Source organism: Streptomyces sp. NBC_00224, from assembly GCF_041435195.1.
Classification (GTDB): Bacteria; Actinomycetota; Actinomycetes; order Streptomycetales; family Streptomycetaceae; genus Streptomyces.
Genome location: NZ_CP108106.1, coordinates 8,752,541 through 8,773,838 on the forward strand (window position 1 = coordinate 8,752,541; position 21,298 = coordinate 8,773,838).

A 21,298-nucleotide genomic window follows, 5' to 3' on the forward strand; every position below is an offset into this window, starting at 1 on the left:
GACCCGACGTGTACAACGTTGCCTCTGCGACAGGCGGTCTCGGCTTCGACCACTAGACAATGTGGTCGGGCCGAGGCTGCCCGCACTCGGTGCCGATCGCCAGGCTCGAAAGGTGACTCGGCCCGTGGAGACTGTTGGTTGGGCTACTGCGACGGTGGCAGCCCTGGGGGGTTGCGTGCTCGTCCTTGGCTACATTCTCGATCAAGTGCCGGTGCTTGCTGAAAAGGGCATTCGCGCCATCACAGCCGTGCGCCGACTCCGTAGGGAGTGGCAGCAGAAGTGAGTCGTAGCCAGTGGGCATCGCTCCACGGTCGGCGTCTGTAATCCGTCTGACTCCCGGCGCTCAGCGGCGCCCGGCCGTAAGGTGACCCGCATGACGATCAGTTGGGGCGATGCGCCCACCTGGGTCGGCGCGGCGTTCGCTGGCGCTGCTGCGGTCGGGGCGATCTGGACTCTCGCTAGTCAGCGCCAACAGATCGGTGAGCAGCGGACGTTCATTGACGAGCAGTCTCAGTTCATGGGCGAGCAAAGGGCATTCATTCAGCGACAGTCAGAGGTGCTCGGCCTCCAGGAACGGGAGCTGGTCGCCTTGGCGGAGGAAAGAGCAAAGATGCAGGCCCAGCGAGTATCGATGCTGGCTGTCATGCGTGCAGGGCCGGAAGAGCTGTACCCGGGCATCGAGAACAGCCGTTGCTGGGAAGTCTCTGTGCAGAACAACAGCGACGAGGTGATTCGCGATGTCGACGTCCGGTGCGGCCCCTACCTGGCAGACGCTGTCTGGGACATGACCCCGGGGCGCACCGAGGACGGGAACCCGCAGCGCGTTACGGCTCCCGTTGCGGTGATCGGTCCCGGACGGTCGTCCTCGTTCTTTCTTACCCCCGGCGTGGCCACCCACATTGCGAACTATCCGCCGGTACTAGCGTTCACCGATGCCAACGGCCAGAACTGGCAGTTCGACCACCATGGCGTGCGGTCGCGTGTTGATCAGCCAGTGTGGCCTGTGTAGCCACCGAGGATGGCAGCCCGGCAGCCAAGGGGCTGTCGGGCTCTCGGCGTGAAGTTAGGTTGTGTGGCACAGGTGTGTACGCACAACCTAGTTGATCTTGGTGGCCTTGGCTTTGCCGAACCCGCTCGGATGGGTAGGGGAGGTGAACCGCTGGTTCGCGAGGTCGATCTGCTTTGCCTTGTCCTTCGGGTTGCCCGCGATGGTGCTGCACACCACGTCACCTGGGGCGTCGACCGGAAGGTCGGAAACGTGGTGGCGATCCCGTCCGCACTGGCCCGGTACCAACTCAGCGGTGGCGAGTACTACTTCTGCTTTCTCTCCGGCGTCGACAACACCCGTGTCGCCGGCAACTGGCGACGAGGCTGAACACTCGGTACCCAGGGCAGCGCGCGCAGTTGGCTGGACGGCAAGCTGCCCGCCTGCAGCCTCATGTGCCTCCGCCGCCTGCGCACCTCATTCTGAAACGATCAGTTAGGCCTTGCGGGCGTTGAGGAGTTCGTTGATGAGTTCGGTTGTTTTCGTTTCTGGGGAGCAGTCGAGTGTCTGGTTGACCTGTTGCAGGCGGGTGATGGCGCTATTGAGTCCCGTACGGTTCCGGCAGGCAGCCTCCAAACGCATCCAGTCCCGGTAGAGCAGTTCGGCTGATTCGTCGGCGTTGAGGCCGGTCATGATGGCGTGGCGTGCGGCGATTGGGTCGTGGTGGGGGCCGGGGGCGGTGCGGTGGACTGCCACGGTGTGGGTGATGTCGATGATCCGGGTGAGCATTTCCTGTTGCAGGGGCTCGGCCCACGGCAGTGGCCGGCCGGCGAACGGCGTGCCCCGCACCAGCGTGAGTGCCGTCTCGAGTTCGGTGAGGCCTGCCGGGCCGCGCGGTAGGGCGTGTTGGGCGAGGTGTAGGAAGTGGCTCCAGTCGCAGCGCACGGTCGGGGCGAGTTGGTAGGGGTCGTCGCGGGTCTTGCGTCGGGGGACGTAGAGGGTGCCCAAGGGGTCGCTGCCCAGGCAGCTGCGCAGGCCCTGGAGCCGTGTGTTGAGGGTGCGCGTGGACCACGGGTGGGCGGGGTCCATGTCGGCGCACAGGACTTCCGCGCTGCGCCCGGGCCGGAAGTAGAGCAGGGCGGCGAGTTGCTTCAGCTTCGGGCCGTGGCCGGCGCTGTCCACGCCCGCCACCTCCACGGGGCCCAGGACTCGGATTTCGGGGGTGTGCAGGTCCGGTGTGTCGCCCACCGTCGGAGCATTGTCCTCCGTGCTGGAGGGTACGGGGGCGTGGCTCTCCGTGGCCTGTGGTCCGGTGCGGGGAGTCGCGGCCGCCAGGGATGCCGGGACCCGGGCATCTGCTGCTGCGGCACCGTGGTCGGCTTCGGCACCGCGTGGCGGCGCGGCGGGGGTGGCCGGTAGGCGGAGTCCGGAGGGATCGGTGGTGGCGGCGAGCAGAGCGGGGAACACCTCGCCGTTCGTCTCCGTGGCCGCCGTCGGGCGCGGACTTGGGGGAGCGGCGGCTGTGGGCACAGCGGGTTTCTGAGGGGGTGTCGGGTCGGTCTGCTGGTGTCCGCCGGGCTCGTCCGGGACCTCCTGCCAGGCTCCTTCGGCCGGGTGGGGCGGCTGTCCGGACACTCTCAGGGCGTTGGCGATCTGCTGGTAGGCAGTGTGTTCGAGGCGCTGCACGGTGATCGTGGTGCCGGTGCAGTCGAGGGGTTGGGGTTCGTCGAGGGAGGCGTTGAGCGTTTCCGCCTGGGGGAAGTGGCCGGAGGCCGTGTTCGCCGGGGCGATCAGTGTGACGGGGAGGGAGCTGGCTCTGTCGAGGAGGTCGGCGAACTGCCAAGAGGTGTCCGGGTCCAGCGCAGATGCGCACAGCAGCACATAGGGATGATGTGCTGTGTCCGGCAGTTGGTGTGTTTCCAGCAGCCATTCGCTCAAGTCGCGCAGCGCATGGGTGGCTTGGCGCAGGTGGGTGATCCGTGCGGTGGGCAGCAGCTGCGGTAGCTCGTCGCCGAACCCGACGGTGACGATCTCGGCGTCGGCGGCCCAGGGACTCATGGCTAGTTCGAGGGCGACGGAGGTACAGACCTCGGTGATGTGGAGCGGGGCGCCGTCCAGCAGCAGGGCGGGTAACTGTGTGAGGTTGAGAAGCAGCAGGTCGCCCGCGGTGGCGCTGCCGATGGTGACCAGTGCGGGATAGGGCGGTGGTATGTCCTGGGCGGCTTCCTCGTCCAGGAGGGGGGCGTCAGCGGGCAGGACCCACCAGCTGTCCTGCCCGGCGGTGAAGGGCGCGACCGGTTCCTGATCGTGGTCCTCGGGCAGTACTGCGATGGTCCGGGTCCCGATCCGGGCGGCTCGCAGCACTGGCAGCGGGGCGGTGTCGTCGTGCTGCTGGGCCAGGTGGTGGGCGAGGGTGCGCAGGGCCGTATCCAGACGGGGTGCGCCGTCGGTGTCGGCGGCTGCCGACAACTGGGCCTCGGCAGTGGATGTCTGAGGGGTGATGGCGATCGTCTCGCCAGGTTTACGGCGCCGGCGCTGCAGGGTGCGGCGCAGGCCGAGCGCGCCGGTGACAGCAGCCGCGAGCAGTGCGCCGGCGCCGAGCACGGTGCGTTGGTTCAGCGGGTTGCCGGCGGAAGCCGTCGCCGGGGTGCCCTGGCCGGGAGCGGCGGGCGGGGATGTAGGGGTGCTGGACGATTGACCTGGGGGCAGCGGCGTAGCGGTCGGGGGCGTTGTACTGGCCCGGGGCGCGGTGGAGGTGTTGGTGGGCGGCGATGCCTGCTCTTGCCCGGGCTGCGCCGGGCGAGGGGACGGCGGGCTGGCGTTCGAGGCGTGGGGAGCAGGCATGTTGGTCTGGCTCGGCGCGCGGCCGGCCCCGTCGCCTGGGCTCTGGCCCGGCTTCTGCGCACCCTCGGGTTTCTGGGTGGCTGGGGGAGCGGCCTGTCGACTGCCGGTGTCCGCGTCCCGGTCATGGTGCTGGGAAGGCTGGGCGCGTGGGGCGCTGGGCACGGTCACCTGCTGCCCCGGGTAGATGATGTCCGGGTTGGTGATCGTGGGGAGGCCGCCGGGCTGTGGTGTGCCCCGGCTGGACTCGAAGAGGCGGGGCCACTGGTTCCCGTCGCCGCGTTCCTCCGCCGCGATCTTCGACAGGGAGTCGCCCGGGTGGACCGTGACGGCGCGCTCGCCCTGGACATGAGCAGGGGTGCTATCCCCTCGGTGCGTACGGGTGCCTTCCTCGGCGCTGGTCCCGGGCATTCGGAGCTGCCAGCCGGGCTGGAGGAAGCCGTTCGTCCGGAATGGGGTGCCGTCGGCCATAGTGCGGCCCTCATTGAGCTCGGCGATCTCCCGCCACCGCTCACCGTCGCCCAACTGCTGCTCGGCGATGCCCCACAGGCTCTGGGCGGGCCGCGCCTGCCGCACGGTGTACGTCGTTCCGGCTGCCGCTGCGGGCGGCGTGCCGTGTTCGGTCTGGGTGGCCTGCGGTGGCAGGGTCTGCCCGGGCAGGCGGGCCGCCGTGGTGCTCTGCCCGGTGGGTGCGGTGGAGGCGAGGGCGGAGCTGGTGGGCAGGAGCACCACGATGCTGCCGACCAGCAGGGCTGCGGCGCGCTGAGAGGCGCCCATTCCACGCGGGACATGCCAGGCACGGCCCCGCACCTGCGCGATGAGTTCCCGCAGGGTGCAGAACGTGAACTGCCCCCACGCGGCCCAGCCGGCCGTGACGAGCAGCAGAAGGAACACTGCGCCGGTGTCCTGTCGGTCCAGCAGGTGTACGACGTCGTCGTGGGTGGCAGCCCAGATGGCCGGGGTGGCCCACGCCAGGAGGATCGGCAGCCCGATCACCGTGACCACCAGGGCCAGCAGACCCAGCACGGCCGTGAGGGCCCGCGCCAGCGTGCGGCCCGGGGATGCGGCGTGCAGGGAGCTGGTGGTGCGCATCATTCTCCTTGCCCCTCTGGGGCTTCGACGCCATGCAGGAGGGTGGCCGTTGCATGGCCGGCCACCGGCAGAGAGCCGATGCCCACCACGGTGAGGAATTTCGTGGGGCAGGAGGCGGTGATCGTGACCGTGAGCGACTTGCCATCGCTGGACAGGCTGACCGTCCCAGTGGCACCGGCGGAGCGCAGGTACGCCTGGGCTGCCGCGACCGCAGCCTGCGGATCCACGACGATGGCTCTGCCGCTGATCGCATCGGCAGGGCTCAGGGCTTGCCCGCCCGCCCGGGCGGCCTCGCCTGCGAGGTAGTCCGCGCGCTCGATGGCACGCATCGTGCTGCCGCCGTCGACAGCGACGCCGATGATGCCGATCAGCGCGATGACGCACACGGCGACGAACACGGTGACCCCTCCCCGGTCGTCCCGCCGGGCTCGGCGTACACGCCTCAAACGAGACATCCTCACTCACCCCGTCGCGCAAGAGAGGCCGGATGGGCAACGACCGCTGCTGCCGGAGCGGGTGACACATCGACGACGGCGAGAGCCCATGGCCCCGCCGGTGGGGAAGGGCATCCTTGTCTGCCCGGCCACTCCCGCTGGACGCGAAGCCGCGCTGCTCCCGTAACCTCCCGGGTATGTCCATCGGTCGCGCCGCCTGCCACTGCATCGTCTGCCAGGACATCAAGGAACGTGACCCCGGCAGTCAGTCGACCGCCGAGATCATTCATCAGCATGGGTGGCAGGTCACGATGGTCCCCGCCGACGACCAGGGACCCGGCTGGGCGTACACCATCGGCCTGTGGCACCAGCACCGGATACCCGAGCTGGCGATGTTCGGCCTGGACATCTCGCGGATGCAGACACTCCTCAACGACCTCGCCCGACGGGCTGTCGAGGGACAACGTTGGGAAGCTGACCAGGAGCTGTACGACATCGCGAATGTCCGGGTCGTCCTCAAGGGCGTCGACTACCGCTGGTACAAGGCGTTCTTCGGTACCGCAATCGGCTACTACCGCAAGCCGCCGTTCCCGTTCCTCCAAGCCGTCTGGCCCAACCGTGACGGAGCCTTCCCCTGGCAGCCTGGAGGAGAAGACCTCCTGGACTGCCAACCCCAATTGTCGCTGCGTCCCGACGAACACCCCGTCGGGGTCTGGACGCAGGATCTGTGAAGAGGCAACCGAGGCGCCATCACGGACAATGACGTCATGACGCGCTGGTTTCGCAGCCACTGGGCTGAAGAAGACACCTGGTTCTACATTGAGGTCGACGCCGACGGCTGGGTCACCCGTCAGGTTGAACTCCAAGGACCGCTCGAAAAGCCCATCGCCGCTGCCTCGTTGACCGAGTGGGAAGCCGCCCAACAGGCCGGAACCCTTGCAGATTACGAGGCGACCTTCGGTGTCACGGCGGAGGTTCCCGTCCATGAGTGGGAGCCCCACGATCCGCAGGAACTCACCGTCGGAGAGTTTGAGACCGTCTGGCTCACCGCACGGTCCGCCTGCCAGGCAAGAGCTCGAGCACGCTCGACGCGCGGAGCGTGAACCCAAGTACCCTCGCGCGCTCACCGCTCAGCACCCGCACTTCGGTTCGTACTCCACGGCACTTCAGAATTCGCGAACCCAAGAGCTCTTTGCCGGTACTGGTCCACCACCGAAGTCGCCGTCGAAGTGAGCGTTTTGGCTCCTGGCAGGCCCGGCAGCAGGAGTTCGGCCAGGGGGACCGTGCAGGTCACGGTGACCGTGACGGTGCCGACCTGACCGACCGGCACGCGCAGACCGCCGGTGTCGATGCTGACGCTGGTCGATGCGCACGCGATGCCCTGGTCCTGCAAGGACTCATCAGCCGCTGACCGCGCGGCGCTCTGGGCCGCTGCCGCTGTGCGGTGGATCGAGGCTTCGCGCGCCGCGTCCTGGGCTGCCGCGTCGAGCTTCGCGCCGGAGGTGACGATCCGGCCGCCCGCGACAGCCAGACACAAGAACATGATCAGTACCGGGAGGATGATGGCCGCCTCGATCGCTGCGCTGCCCTCATCGCCGTGTCCTTGGCGGGCCCAACGGGCCGCGCATAGACCTTGTTTCACGGTCTCGCCACCCAGCGTTCCAGGGGCCCGGACGCCGACTGCGTCACCCGGAGACCCGGCAGACCAGGCAGGATCGACAGGGCCGTGCCCGATACCCGCACCCGCACCCGCTGCCCGTTGCTGGTGGCGACGACGCTGTAGCCGCGCAGGCTGTCCCCGGCGCTGCGCCCCAGCACGCCACGCGCCCGGGCCGCTCCATCGGCGGGGGGCGATTGGTAGGCGCGGGCGGCGGTGAGGCCCTCACGGGCCGCGGTCAACGCGATCTGGCGGGCGTAGAACCACAGGGAAGCCTGGATGACGGCGAGCGTGGCGAGCAGGACGAACGGGAAGATGATCGACATCTGGATGCTGGTATCGCCGCGGTCGTTGCGCCAACGTCGTCCCTGCCACCCTTTTGTCAGCCGCGTGGGGTGTTTCATCACAGGCCGCCGAGGCTGCCGTTGTACTTGGCGATCACGACGGCGATGGTCCCGGCGACCAGGACGGCGCCGGTGACAGCGGCCAGCCAGATGATGACGGTCGTGATGGAGATGTCGCCCCGGTCCGGCCAGCCGCCACCCTCGCGAACGCCGTCCCGCACGTGCGTGGTCAGCTGGAGCACAGCACGGCGGGTGCGGGCTGCGATGTGCGTCATGGTTCCCACCTCTTTGGAGCGTTGAACGAGCTGGAGTGGTCAGAGGGCGAGCATGCGGATCACCGCGGGGAACGCCATCAGCAGCATCACCAGGACGGCGAGCAGGGCGCCCGGCGCGGTCATCTTCTCGCTGGCCGTGTTCGCCTCGGCGGCCTGTGCGGCCAGGAGTTCGGCGTTGAGGGCGGCGCTGCGGGCCCGCAGTGCCTTGTAGACGGCGGCGCCGTCGGTGGCGCTGCCGCGCATGATGTCGGCTATGTCGTCCAGGACGGGCAGGCGGTACTGGGCGGACAACTCTGTGAGTGCTTGATAGGGCGGGATCTTCTCCAGCCGGGCCCGGCGCAGCGCGCCCTGCAGGTACAGGAAAGGCCAGCCTTCGCCGACTGTGGCGGCTTTCTCCAGGGCTTGTGCGGGGCCGGCGTCGGCGGCGCGCTTGAGCGCGACCAGGTCCAGGTAGGCGGACAGAGCGTGGGCGAACTCCTCGCGCGCCCGCTTGGCCTGGTCGCGTACGGCGAGATCGGGGATCAGGAACAGCAGGGCCGCGGCGAGGAGTCCGGCACCTGCGGGGACATAGAACGGCAGGCCCACGCCCGCGATGATCCAAGGAATCGTCGCGATCGCCGGGCCGAGCAGGCCGAAGCCGGCGAGTGCGGTCTTCTTGAGCATGAACTGGCCCGGCCCCTGCCCGAGCAGGGCCAGGTCGGTGGCGGGGACCCGCACGCCCGGCAGCCGCTGCAGGCGGGCCAGCAGCCACCGGCCCCATCTCTCCTCGCGGTCCCACTGCGGCTCCGGCGCCGTCAGGTCCGCCGGGGCACTGCGTTCAAGGGCTGGTCCCAGCGCGGGCTGGGGTGTGAGGAGTTCGCGGACCAGGAGCGCGAGGCCGGCGCCGACCGTACCGCCGCTCACCACGACGGGGAGCAGGTTCACGGGGCGGCTCCTTCTGGCGTGTGGGCGGTCTCCGGTATTTCTGGTGCGGGTATCGGCAGGCGGACGGTGCTGGCTGGGTCGGTGACCAGGAAGCGGGGGATACGCCTGAAGGAGCCGAGCTGCCGCGCCGCGGCGAGCACGCCGACGAACCCGCACGTCAGGAGGGCGAGGACGAGCTGCCCCAGCAGCGTGGAGTAGGGCCTTGTGTAGGACGGCACGAAGAACCCCGCCACCACGACCCCCAGCGTGATGATCGTCATCCATCGCATGGTGGTGCGCGGTTTGGCCCGGTCCGCCTCGATGGAACGTTTCTTCGCGACGTCTTCGCGGACGGTGCCCGACAGGTCCTCCAAGGCCTGCGCCAGGCCCGGGCCACGGTCGCCCGCCGACATGATGAGCGCGGCACTCACCTTGTCCGCAGTGACATCGTCCAGGTCATCGGCGAACGCGCGCAGCGCTCCCTCAGGTCGCCAGCCCAGCCGCAGCCGGTCGGACAGGGCGACGATCTCCGGGGTGAGCTCGTCCGGCGCCCCCTGACGGCTGGTGATCATCGCCTGTTCCAGGCCCATGCCCAGCCGCAGCAGACCGGCCAGGCGCTGGGTCCACTCGCTCAGGGCTTCAAGGCGGCCGATGTGCTCCTTGGCCATCCGCGCGGGGGTGATCAGCCAGGGCACGCCGATGACGGCCGCGCCCAGCAGCGCACCGCCGACGACGTTCCCGCTGATCAGCCACACGGCCACGCAGATCAGACCCCCTGCGGCCATCAGGGTGCGCCTGCCAAGCCGGGCGTCCTCGCCTTGAGGGCGTCCGCCGCGCAGCACCGCCTGCCAGCGCTGGCGCAGCGGGGCCCGTCGAGGCGCCGTGGTGCCCGTGGCACCGGCCACAACGCCGATCAGCCCGCTGGTGGCGGCCATTCCGCTGAGCAGGGCGAACAACCAGGTCATCGGGTCGCCCCCAGCGTCAGCGCCAGTGGCTGTGCCCAGGCCCCGTGGGGCTGTTGCAGCAGGGCGGAGTCGAAGCCGGTGCGGCGCAGGTCGTCGATGCAGCCCGGGGCCATCCTCGGCACGGCCCGCAGCTCGCCCCACTCGCGGCCGGGGGAGAAGACCTCATTGGTGGCCGGGCGCCCGTTCTCACCGATTCCGGTCACCTCCAGGACATGGGAGACGTAGCGGTGACGGCGCCCGCCGATCTGCGTCTCGTCCGTCATGTCCACGTAGACGATGAAGTCGAGGCCGTTGGCGGTCTGCCGGTAGGCGAGCTGCTCGGAGAGATTGCCCTGGGCGAGCGCGTACAGCTCGGCGATCCGGTCGAAGACGACGTTGGGCCGCCGGGCGTGGATGGTGCACAAGTTGCCGCCCGACCCGTTCGTCAGCGCCTGCATCATCGCGACGACTTCGGGCCCGCGGACTTCGCCGACCACGATCCGCTCCAGCGACATCCGCAAAGCGGGATGCATCAAGTCCAGCAGCGTGACCTCACCGGCGCCGCGCCCGGCAACGTCCTTCTCCCCGTTGGACTCGCGGCCCACCAACGACACCACCTGCGAGTGGTAGCCGTTGGCGTGGGCGAACAGCTCGTCCTCGCTCTGGATGGTGGCGAACCGGCAGTGCGGGTCGAACTCCTTGAGCAGCGCCCGCAGCAGCGTGGTCTTTCCGGCCTTCTGCTTCCCCGCGATCATCAGGTTCTTCCCGGCCCGTACGGCGGCGCCGAGGAAGTCACGCAGGACCGTATCGAGGGTGCCCATGCGCACCAGGTCGTCGAGATCCGCGTGGGAGATGCGGTGGCGGCGGATGACCGCGTACGTCATCGGCCCGAGCCCCGTGATGGCCTGGAGGCGGGAGCCGTCCCCCAGGGAGAGAGCCAGCGTCGGGCTGGCGGTGGAGATGGTGCGCTCGCTGTGCCCGGAGCCGCGGGCCAGCTCCCGCAAGAGCTCCAGCAGTTCCTCCTCGGAGTCCGCGACCGGCCCCACCCGGCGCCGCTCGCCGTCGCCGTAGTCCAGCCACACCTCGCCGGGGCCCTGGATGAGGATGTCCTCGACCCGGTCATCGTCCAGGTAGGGCTGCAGCCGGCCTGCGCGGAAGAGCAGGTCGTACACGGCGCGCCGCAGCGCTTCGTCCTGCGCCGGTGCCATCGCCTGGGCGTCTGACCACAGCGCGACGGCCTCGGCGATCCACTGAAGGCAGCGCTGTTCCTCGCTGGCCCGGTCCATGTCCGGCCGGGACTTGAGGAGTTCCTCGCGGTGCTTGGCCACCTGCGACCCGATCTCCCGGACCACCCGGTAGTCGACCGTGACGGCGGGGGCCGCCGCTCCGGGCCGCCGCGTGCCCGAGGCGGAGCCCGCGGGTGCGGGTGTGCCGCTGGTCTGGCGTGTGTGTTCCTGGGGCAGTGGTGCCACGGTGGGGTCGGGGTGCAGGGGCCTAGCGTGCATGGGTTGCCTCCCCGTCCGCTGCGCGCGGGTCGCGTGGATGCAGGCGCTTCCGGCGCAGGGCGGCCTGCTGGATGAGTACCTGGCTGGTGGTGCGGGCGGCCTTCATGAGCGCCGTCCTGGTGAACCGGCGGGGCGCTTCGGTGCCGTCGGACAGCACGCGGGCCTCCACGGGCGCGTAGGGCAGCGTGGCGGTCACCGGCACCTGCAGCACGCGCCGCACTTCACCCACCGGATACGGCCCCTCGTTGATCATCAGGACGCTGACGTCACCGAGGTGGTCTCGCAGGGCGCGCACCCGGCCCTGGGCTGCCTGCAGACCGCGCAGGGTGTTGCGGGCCACCACGACCGTGGTATCGGCCTGCTCGGCTAGCACCCCGCTCGGCCCGTACGCGCCGCGTCGGCCGAGGTCGATGAGCACGTCGTGGCCGCTCATGGTGTCGATGCCCCGGAACATCTCAGACAGGACCGTCCACACCGGTCCCAGGCTCGCGGCCTGCGCGGGGTCGGTGATGCCGGGCAGCAGCAGCCGCTCGCGCGGCGACTTCCCCTGGCCGTCTGTGCGGCTCAGGTCGATGAGCTGGCGCCAGAAGGCGTCGCTGAACTCCCCTTTGCGGGCGGCCACCGAGAGGTTGCGCAGCCCGTAGCGGTCGCCGAGCGTGCCCTGCAGCAGGCCGTGTGCCACGGCGCCGCCGTCCGGGTCGCACTCCGCCAGGATCATCCGCCGCCCCGCCTGAAGCGGCCACGCCAGCAGCAGGGCCAGGCCGGTCGTGGTCACGCCGGGCGCCCCGCTGCAGCCCGCGAGGGCGATCACCGCCATCACGGACCCTCCGCAGCGGCCAACACCAGGCGCAGCGTGCCGGCCGCCTCCCACGCGGCGGCGGTGGGGCCGTCGGTCGCGGCGGTGGCCACGTCCACGACCACGATCCCCGTGCCGGGCGCGGCGCCCGAGGCCTTCACGACCCGGCCCACAAGGGTCTTCGGCGCGGCCTCCGACACTTTGCCCGCATCGGCAGTGCCCGGGGCTGGGACGTGCACCAGCTGTACCCTCTGGCCTGCCACCAACCCCGTGGCGGGGATCTGCTTGGGCTCCAAACCGATCGGCACCAGCTGTTCGCCCGGCTTGACCAGCAGGTCCTTCGTCACCTGGGTGGGGGCGAGCAGGGAGCCGGGCCTCAGTTCGACGGCGGCCCGCTGGCCCACCACCGATGCCAGGTTGTCGGCGCGCACCGCTTTGACGGCCGGGTCCAGGGCGAGAGACGCCCTGCCCAGGTCGTGCTCGCTCAGGACCTGGCCGACCTGGACGTCGCGGACCACGGTCACCACCTCCGTGCGGTGGCCGACCTGCAGCAGCAGGACCGCAACTCCGGCACCCCCGGCGGCGATCAGCGCCAGGGACAGCGCCATGACGCCGGGGCGCCGCCTGCGCGCCGAGACCCGGGGCGGAGCCACCGGTCCGCCGACAGCGCGCTGCTGGGGAATACCGTGCGCGCCAGCGGCGCCGGGATGTTGTTCGGTCTTACTCACCGTTGTCTCCTTCCGGCGGCGCTATCGGACGACTTGGACTTCGCCGACCGTGACCGGCACGGTGCTGTGGCGGACTTCCGTGAGCTGGCCGGCCTGTCCGCCGCCCTGCCAGGTGATCGCCCACGTCGACGTCGCGGTCACCAGGAACCGACTGCTGCGGGCATCAGCCGAGGTGGTGGAGTAGAGGTGCCCGCAGGTGGGAGACGGGGCCATGGCACCGGAGGAGGTGTAGGGGGTGCCGGGCCCGTTGCAGGTCACGGTGGCGCCGTCGCCCATGGCCCACACAATCCTCGATACTTTCGCGGTCGCGGTGACGGTGATCCCGCCCGCCGATGCCGACGCGAAGTTCGGCCCGTAGGTGGTGGCTCTCTGGTTGACCCACATCCACATCGGGACACCCACGGTGTAGCGTCCGCTCGCCCTTGGGCTGGCGATGTCCGGGCCCAGCAGCGTCATGGAGTCGACCGCGCGCTGGGCCAGCTCCCGCGGATCGACCTGCGGCACGGGCGGCTGCCCCTGCGGCACGACGATGAAACCGTCCGGGTTGTCCAGGCCGCCGTCCGAGCACGACATGAAATACATCTCGAACTTCGCGGGGTCCTTGCCCTCCCAGGCCGGGTGTGCGGGCGGAGGCTTCGCCTCGACCTTGGTGTACTGGCACTTCAACTTGCTGGCGCTGGCACTGCTGCCGCTTGACCCGCCCGCCTGCCCCGTAGCGCCGCCGGTCTTGCCACCGACTCCAACGCCGACACAGAACTTGACGGACTGACAGGTCCCGGCACGCACATCAGGATCAGGGTCGGCGTGCGCGACGGAAGCCGAGGCCAGGACCAGGGCCCCGGTGACGGCGGCGAGAGGTCCGGCTAACAGGACTGCTCTTGAGCGGTCAGCTTGGTGACCATCCATATTGTCCCCCACTGTTCCAGCGTTGCCGTGCTGACGTATTTGATGAGCCGCGTCGTGGGCAGCGGCGTCTTCCGCTTCGAGGCCTTGTCGACCAGCGTCCAGTTCGTCGTGTCCACACAGTCGACGACCGTCGCCGTGGGGACTCTGCCGTGGGTCACGGTGACGACCCTCGGACGGGTCACCGGCCTGCCGGTGGTCACCTGCCCGGCCCTCCGCATGGCCACCAGGTCGCTCTCGACGTCGGCCAGCGCCTTGAAGGTGGTGTTCTTCTGCAGGTCGGTGCCCGCAGAAGAGGCCTTGCCGTAGGCCTTGGTCTGCGCGTCCCAGGAGCTGGTGTATGCCGCGATGATGGTCGCGTCTGCGGCGTCAGCGGTCGAACTGGGAGAGTGAGAGACAGCCGTTGGGGCGGGGCGGGGCTTGGACGATGCGGGGGAGTTGTTGGCGCTGCATCCGGCCAGCGCCAGCAGAGTCCCGGCGAGGAGCATTGCTGCGCCCTGTCTTCGGGTGCGAGCAGCGACGGTGTGTGCAGATAAGGGGGGGTGTGGAGCTGTCACGTGGTCTCCCGTAGAACGCGGTGCGGTCGGCCGCTGTCCTTGGATTTCGGCATGCAGGGCTCAGAGCTACGGCCCGGTGGCGGGCTTGCGCCACCGCCAGGCTACGCAGATACGCCCCCATTTCCCGACTAACATTTGAGACTTTTAGGTCAAATCAGTACTTCTCTGGGTGTTCTAGGGTCGGTGTTGATCTGTAGACCTTCACTGCGCGGCGGTGCCCGGGGCGGCAAGGAGGGTGCGCGTTGCTCCGGGAGAGGGGTCTGCCCGCGCCGCCAAGTCCTCCGCAGGGGTCCACTCGCTCGCCCGCCGCTGGGGCGCAAGTGCCGGGCGGTGACTGCCGATGAACGAGTGTTTATCGCCTGTTGAGTCGCATGTGCTGGGGTGGGCGGGTCAAGTAGCGGCCAGTCCAGGGGTGCCGGATGAAAAGAAGAAGGGGCCGGATACGGCCGAGGGTGCGGTTGGTGTCCGCCGCGCTCGTCGCCGCGCTGATGGCCGGACTGCTCGGGGTGATGGGTGCCAGCGCCCCCGCTGCCCAGGCGGCGGTGTCCGGCCTTCGCACGGCAACGTTCAATATGTGGAATTCTCCCAAGTATTGGGGGGAGGTCCAGGAACTACTAGGAGAAGCTAACGCTCCACAAGCTATAGCTCTGCAAGAGGTTGAAAAAAGCGAACCGCCCGGCTATCAGTGTGCTGGCGGCGATAATCGCGATTTCATCAGCAGAGGACCGAAGGAGCAGATTCCTTATACGGTGATCAAATGCACGGCCGTCGGGAACTACTTCTACTACTTCCTCGAAACCAGGGTGGCCAAGAATCGTACGCGAAATATTGCGTTTCTGGTCGATAGGGACATCGCTCTGAACGATACGAACGTCCACGTGATCGGCCGGGTGGGTGCTATCGGTGACAGTAAGAAGAGCCCGAAGCCGATGCTGGGGATCCGGGTGGCCGGTACCTGGCTGTACAGCGCACATGCGGAGAACGGGGGCGGCGACGCGTCCAGTCTGGTTGAAGCAGCCCACGACGACGCGGGAACTGGCGACTGGGCCGTGATGGGGGACTTCAACCGGGAGTCGGACCAGTGGCCACAGGGCGAATTGGACGCGCTGGGGGCTCGTCTGATAGCCACGACCGAGCCCACCCGTGACGATAAGGTGCTGGATTACATGATCGCGGGCACGGGTACCAGTCGAGGCGTCCATCCGAAGCGCATCGACGACCTCAAGTCCGACCACTGGGCAGTGCGGTTCGGCACTGACTGCGCTCCTGTTGCCAGGTCGAGTGCTGGGCCGAAGGCGCGCGCGGTGGGTGATGCGTGTACGGGTAGGCCGTCCGCCATCGTCTCGATGGGCGACAGCTACCTCTCCGGTGAGGGCGGCCGATGGGCGGGCAACGCGCTCACCAAGGAGGAAGGTGACGTGTGGGGCACCGACCGGAAGTCGAGGTGCCAGAGCGGGCAGGACTGTGTCTACGACGCGACGTCCTATGTCGGGGGGAACCGCTGCGACCGGTCGGACGTGGCCCCCATCAAGGGAGTTGAGTTCGATGGGATTCCCGCAGAGCGCCGGTTCAACCTCGCCTGCTCGGGGGCGACGACCGAGAACATCACTTCCACAGCATTTAAGGACAAGAAGCCACAGGTTCAGCAGCTCACAGACCTGGCCCGGGAGTACGACATCCGGATGGTCGTGCTGTCCATCGGCGGAAACGACCTGAACTTCAGTGAAATCGTTCAGGCGTGTGCGAAATCCTATCTGGAGGATTCGGTCGGGAACCTCGATCCTGCCGTCCGGTGGCAGTGCTCCAGCACCCGGGAGAAGGCGTTTGCCGATGCGCTCGACGGGGTCCGGGCCAAGGTGACCAAGAACCTGATGGATATCCGCAGCGCGATGAGGGCAGCGGGCCAGTCGGATTACCGCCTGGTGCTCCAGTCGTATCCCAACGTGCTCCCGAAGAGCTCCGATTACCGCTACGGCGAAGGTGCGTTGAGCTTCCCCCGGTACACCAGTGGCGGATGCCCGTTCCGTGACACCGACTCCGACTGGGCCCGCGACTCCGTCGTACCCCGCATCAGCAGCATGCTGCGGGCTGCCGCCGGGACTGCCGGGGCGAAGTTCCTGGACGTGCAGAACGCGTTTGCCGGGCACGAGTTGTGCGCCAAGTCGGCGGAACAGGCCACCAGCGCGAACAACAACAGCAACCCCTTGCCGGCGGAGAAGGCCGAATGGGTCCGCTGGGTCCCGTATCTCGCCAGCTGGACGAAGGCGTGGTTCGAAGGGAAGGCGCAGGGGGATCAGCAGGAGGCGATCCACCCCAACGCGTTTGGACAACTGGCGCTGGCATCGTGTCTGACCGGGCTGGGTCAGGCGCTGGCGCAGAACGACGTTGCCGCCTACGAATGCGGAGCAGTGGACGGTGGCACGAAGACCAGCCCGCTGAGGGGCGAGCGTGAGGGGGTCGTCCGGTTGCGCAACGCACTCACCGGGGAGGTCCTGGACGCCGCAGGGGCGCGCAAGGACGACTACCTCATCACGTCCCCGGATAAGGCTTCGGGCAGCCAGCGGTGGCTGCTGCGCAACGCTGGCACGGGTCGCATCTCGCTGCAGGCACAGCACAACGGCCGCTACCTCGACACCTGGAACAGCTGGACCTATCTGGGCGGCAAGGAGAAAGCCTGGTTCCTGTCACGTCGTGACGACGGCCGGGTCGCACTGTCCCTGGACCAAGGCCGGGCAGCAAGCACCTGTCTGGCGCAGGATCCAGGCAAGGAGTCGAAGGGGAAGAAGTGGGTCAGCCACGACCCCTGTCCGCACGTCATGGACGACCAGTACTGGTACATCGACTACCCGGCCGATGTGGTCATCACCCCGCGTGACCCGGCTGGCGGGACGGAGCCGCGCGACGGGGGACGCATGGAGCTGAGGTCGGCTACCGGCACGGTGATGGACCTGAAGGGAAGCAGCACCGAGAGCGGCACCAGCGTGCAGGCGTACGAGCCCAACGACTCAGAGGCACAGCGCTGGGTGATGCGGTCACTGGGCGGAGAAAACTGGCGGATCACCGCGGCCGCGAAGCCAGGCATGGCGGTCGATCACGATCCTGGACCCCACCGCACGCATCTGGTCGAGACCCAGGAAGGCAACGCCAACCAGGTGTGGCAGGCCAAGGCAGCAGGCGGAGGCTGGTACACCTTGGTGAGTGGCGCTGACGGGCGCTGCCTGAGTGCTGGAGAGGCAGAGCAGCCACTGGAGTTGGCGGCCTGCGAGGCAGACAGTCCAAAGCAGCGGTGGAAGTTCCGCGAGGCAGGGACCGCCATGCCGGTCAGCACAATCAGGGGGCTTGAGGGCAAGTGCGTCGAGCCGCGCGATGGCAGCCGCGACGACCGTACGCCGATCCGTCTGGCCACCTGCGCTGGGTCGGACGGTCAGGGCTGGACGGCGGCTAGTGACGGCACGCTCCAGACACTGGCGAAGTGCCTGGACGTCGACGGCGGGCGCGCCGACAACGGCACCCCGGTCCAGCTTTATGCGTGCAACGGCAGTGCTGCCCAGCGGTGGGTGTACAGCGCTAGGCAGGAACTGCGCAACCCGAGCTCCGGCAAGTGCCTGGACGTCCCCGGATCGGACACCGCCCGGGCGCTGCAGCTCTATAACTGCAACGGCAGCGACGCGCAGAAATGGCAGATGTCGGCCCCGCCGATCGGCCAGCCCGACGGCGGCGACGCGGGCGATCCGTACGACGGCTCCCTGGACGACCGCGGTACCAAACCCGCCTTCACGGGGGACTGCCGCCCGGAGGGCATGGCGCAGACCCAGGGTGTGGCGGCGCGTTACTGCGACGCGTATGACAGCTCGGGGCGCGAGTGGGTCGGCAACAACCGCACACGGCGCCTGGTGGGCTATTTCACCGGGTGGCGTGCGGGCGTGAACGGCGACCCGAAGTACCTGGTGTCGAACATCCCATGGTCGAAGGTGACGCACATCAACTACGCGTTCGCCAAGGTCGACGGGAACCGGATCAGCATCGGAGACGAGAGCGACCCGCAAAACCCAGCGACCGGGATGACCTGGCCGGGCGAGAAGAACGCCATGGACAGCTCGCTGCCGTACAAGGGGCACTTCAACCTGCTGAACAGCTACAAGAAGAAGCATCCCGCGGTGAAGACGCTGATCTCGGTGGGCGGCTGGGCGGACACCCGCAACTTCTACGCGATGACCACGAACGCCGACGGCTCGGTGAACCAGGCCGGCATCGACACGTTCGCCGACTCGGTGACGGAGTTCCTGGACCGATACGGCTTCAACGGCGTCGACATCGACTACGAGTACCCGACCGCCCTGCCCAACACAGGCAACCCGAAGGACTGGGACGTCTCCAACCCCCGCCGCAAGGGGCTGCAGCAGGGATACAACGCGCTGATGAAGACCCTGCGCGAGAAACTGGACTGGGCCGGGGCGGACAAGGGCCGCTACTACCTGCTGACCTCCGCGGGCTCCTCCTCCGGCTACCTGGTCCGCGGCCTGGACGCCGGCCAGGCGCTGCAGTACCAGGACTATGTCAACGTGATGACGTACGACCTGCACGGCTCCTGGAACAAGTACGTCGGTCCGCAGGCCCCGCTGTACGACGACGGGAAGGACCACGAACTCGCGGACGCCGGCATCTACAACGACCAGGCAGCCGACACGAAGGACTTCCAAAAACACGGCTACTTCAACACCGACTGGGCCTACCACTACTACCGCGGTGCGCTGCCGCCCGGCCGCATCAACCTCGGCATCCCCTACTACTCACGGGGCTGGCGGGACGTCCAAGGCGGCTCGGACGGACTGTGGGGGACCGCGACAATGCCGGAACAGTCCCAGTGCCCCCTGGGCACCGGAGGCAGGGGCCCGGCGAACGCCCAGGCGTGCGGGCTCGGCGCCGTCGGCATCGACAACGTGTGGCACGACACGGAGAACGGGCGCGAGGTCGGGGCCGGGTCGAACCCGCTGTGGCACACGAAGAACCTCCAGGCGGGCATCACGCCCGGCTACCTCACGTCCTACGGCGTCGACACCGACAGGGCCGAGGGCCAGCTGAGCGGCACGTATGCCGAGAAGTACTCGGACGCGCTCCAGGCACCCTGGCTGTGGAACGCGTCCAAGCGAGTGTTCCTGTCCACCGAGAACGAGAAGTCCATCGACGCCAAGAGCAGATACATCACTGACAAGGGCATCGGCGGAGCGATGATCTGGGAACTCGCCGGCGACTACACCCAGCGCCCGGGCGGGGAGTGGGGGATGGGCTATGACCTCACCACCCGGCTGGACAACGCCCTCAAGGGCGCCGGCGCGTACGGGAACACAAAGGCGGGGGGCCAGCAGCAGCCCAGAGAGGTGATCGACGTGACGGCGCAACTGGTCGACTTCCCCACCGGAAAGGACGACTTCTACCCGATCCAGCCCAAGCTGCGGATCACCAACAACACCGGCGTCACCCTCGCCCAGGGCACCCAGATCTCCCTCGACCTGCCCACCTCCACACCGCCGGTCGTCAAGGACAACGACTACAAGGAGATCAAGGGCCTCACCCCCGGCCACACCGGCCCCAACGTGGGCGGCCTGAAGGGCGACTTCCACCGCCTGACCCTCACCCTCGGCTACTGCGAGGACCTGGCACCGGGCAAATCCCGCGACATCGACCTCAAGTACTACCTGCCCATCACCGGGCCGTCCAACGTCACCTTCACCATCGGCGGCAAGGAATACGCCTCCACCGGCGACCGGCGCCGCGACGTCTCGGCGGCCACCCCGCCCGCCCCCAGTACGGGATCCGAATGCCAGGCCGCCACCTGGAAACAAGGGCAGGTCTACCGGCCCGACGGCGGACGACTATGGCGGATGTACGACAAGGGAGACAAGGGCTGGATGTTCGAGTACGGCGACAGCCCGCCCGGAAACCCCATGATGATCGACAACAACCCCGATCAGTCCCGCGTGCACCTCGTGGAAGCCATGGAACAGAACCCCAACCAGTACTGGAAGATCCAGCTCGCCGGCGAGGGCACCTACACCGTCAGCAGCGGTGAACGCTGCATGACCGCGACCGCTGCGCGCAAGGACATCGCCTCACTCGGCTGCGACGGGCGAGCCGAGCAGAAGTGGAAACTGGTCCCCATCGCCGACAACGGCAGCGAAGGAGCACCCGGCGCGCCCAAACACAACGGCGTCTTCAAGCTGCGCTCCCTGTCCGGCGGCAACGACCTGGAGGTCGCGGGCGGCACCACCGACCAGGGCACACACATCCTCGCGGGCGACACGAAGGCCTCGACAGCGGCCTTCGTGAAGCACCAGGGCTACTACTGGTACGCCCAGTGGTACACCACCGCCGAACCCGGCACAGCCGAGGCAAACGGCGGCAAGCCGTGGAAGCGACTCAGCCCCGCCCCGTAACCCTCGGGAAAGCTACCTCGATCACACGGGCCCCGGCAGAACAACGCGCCTCTGCCGGGGCCCCGGGACGTACTCGCCCGAGCCATCCGTCCTGCGCGGCCCGGCAGCTACGCGGGCGCGGCGCGGTCACCACCCCGTTCGGCCAAGTCAGGCGCACCTGACCGAGCCGTTCGTGCAGGGCGTCGAGCCAGCCGCGCCCCGCCTCCAGCCAGACCTGGACCGAGGACAGCGATTCACCATGGTCCGCCACGGTGACGACGGGCACGGGCACCCTTGACCATCAGAGCGACGTGACGGGCGTGAAGTTCCCTGCGTCGGCGGCGAGGCCTCCGCCCCGGGCACGTCAGCGCGAGCTCGTACGGCCCTGCCCGCGTGCCGGGTCTTCGCCCGGGCAAGGGCGGGCCCCGTGCTGTCGACCGGTAGCCGCGGCCTCCTGGAGGGCGGACACCTGCTGTGCCGTGAGTGCTGTGCATGGGGCGGGGGAGAGGGAGTCCCGATCGGGATGGGGCGATGGGTGCCGGGCTGGCGAGTGCGGCATGCAGCCGGTCGATTTCCTCTGATTCCGAGGTGATTGCTACGTACCGCTGGTGCTTCGGAAGGGTAGGATCGGTCACTCTTGGTGATGCTGAGGCGTCTCGAAGGTGAGCCGCCCCATAGGACCTACGTCACCGTACGAGCGAGGATCGTAGCTCCGCAGGTCGCCGTACCGGCGCTCTAGGCGGGCTCCCACCTGCATGAATCACCTTCCGGCCGGGGCGGGGGCCTTGGTCGTGGGCTGCGAGGCTGTCTAGTAGGTGGGGTTGTTGCCAGGCCGTTGGGGCGCCGGTAGAACTGGATGAGTCGCCGAGCGGCCCGGGTGTTTCTTCCCGCCGCAGACGAATCCCTCTCCCTCGTGTGAGT

General features: G+C 68.7%; 17 protein-coding genes. 4 read left to right on the plus strand and 13 right to left on the minus strand.

Annotated features, from left to right (window positions below; translation table 11 throughout):
* The first annotated feature begins 373 nt into the window (after positions 1-373).
* Positions 374-1,009 carry a hypothetical protein gene (locus OG965_RS39155; protein ID WP_371648035.1) on the plus strand — a complete coding sequence of 212 codons (636 nt, stop codon included), beginning with the start codon at positions 374-376 and terminating at the stop codon, positions 1,007-1,009.
* Between the two features lie 87 nt (positions 1,010-1,096).
* Here OG965_RS39155 and OG965_RS39160 read toward each other — a convergent pair whose 3' ends face one another.
* The 3 genes from OG965_RS39160 to OG965_RS39170 all read right to left on the minus strand — a co-directional run bounded on the left by OG965_RS39160 (position 1,097) and on the right by OG965_RS39170 (position 5,373).
* A complete protein-coding gene (locus OG965_RS39160) occupies positions 1,097-1,222 on the minus strand; it encodes a hypothetical protein (RefSeq protein WP_371648033.1) in 126 nt (41 codons plus the stop codon).
* Between the two features lie 258 nt (positions 1,223-1,480).
* Positions 1,481-4,921, minus strand: coding sequence for a hypothetical protein (locus OG965_RS39165; RefSeq protein ID WP_371648031.1), 3,441 nt, complete (start codon positions 4,919-4,921; stop codon positions 1,481-1,483).
* Positions 4,918-5,373 carry a pilus assembly protein TadG-related protein gene (locus OG965_RS39170; RefSeq protein ID WP_371648029.1) on the minus strand — a complete coding sequence of 152 codons (456 nt, stop codon included), beginning with the start codon at positions 5,371-5,373 and terminating at the stop codon, positions 4,918-4,920. The genes OG965_RS39165 and OG965_RS39170 overlap by 4 nt, the downstream gene beginning before the upstream one ends.
* A gap of 176 nt (positions 5,374-5,549) precedes the next feature.
* Between OG965_RS39170 and OG965_RS39175 the strand changes: the two genes are divergently transcribed.
* Entirely contained in the window at positions 5,550-6,083 is a 534-nt protein-coding gene (locus OG965_RS39175; RefSeq protein ID WP_371648028.1) for a DUF4262 domain-containing protein, read from the plus strand.
* 36 nt (positions 6,084-6,119) lie between these two features.
* Positions 6,120-6,455, plus strand: coding sequence for a hypothetical protein (locus OG965_RS39180; RefSeq protein ID WP_371648027.1), 336 nt, complete (start codon positions 6,120-6,122; stop codon positions 6,453-6,455).
* A 20-nt stretch (positions 6,456-6,475) separates the two neighbouring features.
* Here OG965_RS39180 and OG965_RS39185 read toward each other — a convergent pair whose 3' ends face one another.
* The 10 genes from OG965_RS39185 to OG965_RS39230 all read right to left on the minus strand — a co-directional run bounded on the left by OG965_RS39185 (position 6,476) and on the right by OG965_RS39230 (position 13,895).
* Positions 6,476-6,994 (minus strand): TadE/TadG family type IV pilus assembly protein, encoded by a 519-nt coding sequence (locus tag OG965_RS39185; RefSeq protein ID WP_371648024.1) that lies wholly within the window; start codon positions 6,992-6,994, stop codon positions 6,476-6,478.
* Positions 6,991-7,335: a TadE family protein gene (locus OG965_RS39190; protein ID WP_371648022.1), complete on the minus strand. Its 345-nt coding sequence runs from the start codon at positions 7,333-7,335 to the stop codon at positions 6,991-6,993. Before OG965_RS39190 ends, OG965_RS39185 begins: the two co-directional genes overlap by 4 nt.
* A gap of 77 nt (positions 7,336-7,412) precedes the next feature.
* Entirely contained in the window at positions 7,413-7,628 is a 216-nt protein-coding gene (locus tag OG965_RS39195; RefSeq protein ID WP_371648020.1) for a hypothetical protein, read from the minus strand.
* 39 nt (positions 7,629-7,667) lie between these two features.
* Positions 7,668-8,552 (minus strand): type II secretion system F family protein, encoded by an 885-nt coding sequence (locus OG965_RS39200; RefSeq protein WP_371648018.1) that lies wholly within the window; start codon positions 8,550-8,552, stop codon positions 7,668-7,670.
* Entirely contained in the window at positions 8,549-9,496 is a 948-nt protein-coding gene (locus OG965_RS39205; protein ID WP_371648016.1) for a type II secretion system F family protein, read from the minus strand. Before OG965_RS39205 ends, OG965_RS39200 begins: the two co-directional genes overlap by 4 nt.
* Positions 9,493-10,980, minus strand: coding sequence for a CpaF family protein (locus tag OG965_RS39210; RefSeq protein ID WP_371648014.1), 1,488 nt, complete (start codon positions 10,978-10,980; stop codon positions 9,493-9,495). The genes OG965_RS39205 and OG965_RS39210 overlap by 4 nt, the downstream gene beginning before the upstream one ends.
* Positions 10,970-11,797 carry a hypothetical protein gene (locus tag OG965_RS39215; protein ID WP_371648012.1) on the minus strand — a complete coding sequence of 276 codons (828 nt, stop codon included), beginning with the start codon at positions 11,795-11,797 and terminating at the stop codon, positions 10,970-10,972. The genes OG965_RS39210 and OG965_RS39215 overlap by 11 nt, the downstream gene beginning before the upstream one ends.
* Positions 11,797-12,384: an SAF domain-containing protein gene (locus tag OG965_RS39220; protein ID WP_371656807.1), complete on the minus strand. Its 588-nt coding sequence runs from the start codon at positions 12,382-12,384 to the stop codon at positions 11,797-11,799. The genes OG965_RS39215 and OG965_RS39220 overlap by 1 nt, the downstream gene beginning before the upstream one ends.
* A gap of 141 nt (positions 12,385-12,525) precedes the next feature.
* Positions 12,526-13,170: an ATP/GTP-binding protein gene (locus OG965_RS39225; RefSeq protein ID WP_371648010.1), complete on the minus strand. Its 645-nt coding sequence runs from the start codon at positions 13,168-13,170 to the stop codon at positions 12,526-12,528.
* Positions 13,171-13,367: 197 nt separating this feature from the next.
* Positions 13,368-13,895, minus strand: coding sequence for a hypothetical protein (locus tag OG965_RS39230; RefSeq protein ID WP_371648008.1), 528 nt, complete (start codon positions 13,893-13,895; stop codon positions 13,368-13,370).
* Between the two features lie 530 nt (positions 13,896-14,425).
* Here OG965_RS39230 and OG965_RS39235 point away from each other — a divergent pair.
* Positions 14,426-20,398 carry a glycosyl hydrolase family 18 protein gene (locus tag OG965_RS39235; protein ID WP_371648006.1) on the plus strand — a complete coding sequence of 1,991 codons (5,973 nt, stop codon included), beginning with the start codon at positions 14,426-14,428 and terminating at the stop codon, positions 20,396-20,398.
* Positions 20,399-21,298 lie beyond the last annotated feature (900 nt).

Coding starts and splice junctions, on each gene's coding strand:
- OG965_RS39155 (WP_371648035.1), top strand. CDS start 374: ATGACGATCAGTTGGGGCGATGCGCCCACCTGGGTCGGCGCGGCGTTC.
- OG965_RS39215 (WP_371648012.1), bottom strand. CDS start 11,797: ATGGCGGTGATCGCCCTCGCGGGCTGCAGCGGGGCGCCCGGCGTGACC.
- OG965_RS39210 (WP_371648014.1), bottom strand. CDS start 10,980: ATGCACGCTAGGCCCCTGCACCCCGACCCCACCGTGGCACCACTGCCC.
- OG965_RS39165 (WP_371648031.1), bottom strand. CDS start 4,921: ATGATGCGCACCACCAGCTCCCTGCACGCCGCATCCCCGGGCCGCACG.
- OG965_RS39190 (WP_371648022.1), bottom strand. CDS start 7,335: ATGTCGATCATCTTCCCGTTCGTCCTGCTCGCCACGCTCGCCGTCATC.
- OG965_RS39175 (WP_371648028.1), top strand. CDS start 5,550: ATGTCCATCGGTCGCGCCGCCTGCCACTGCATCGTCTGCCAGGACATC.
- OG965_RS39220 (WP_371656807.1), bottom strand. CDS start 12,384: ATGGCGCTGTCCCTGGCGCTGATCGCCGCCGGGGGTGCCGGAGTTGCG.
- OG965_RS39230 (WP_371648008.1), bottom strand. CDS start 13,895: ATGCTCCTCGCCGGGACTCTGCTGGCGCTGGCCGGATGCAGCGCCAAC.
- OG965_RS39170 (WP_371648029.1), bottom strand. CDS start 5,373: ATGTCTCGTTTGAGGCGTGTACGCCGAGCCCGGCGGGACGACCGGGGA.
- OG965_RS39195 (WP_371648020.1), bottom strand. CDS start 7,628: ATGACGCACATCGCAGCCCGCACCCGCCGTGCTGTGCTCCAGCTGACC.
- OG965_RS39180 (WP_371648027.1), top strand. CDS start 6,120: ATGACGCGCTGGTTTCGCAGCCACTGGGCTGAAGAAGACACCTGGTTC.
- OG965_RS39205 (WP_371648016.1), bottom strand. CDS start 9,496: ATGACCTGGTTGTTCGCCCTGCTCAGCGGAATGGCCGCCACCAGCGGG.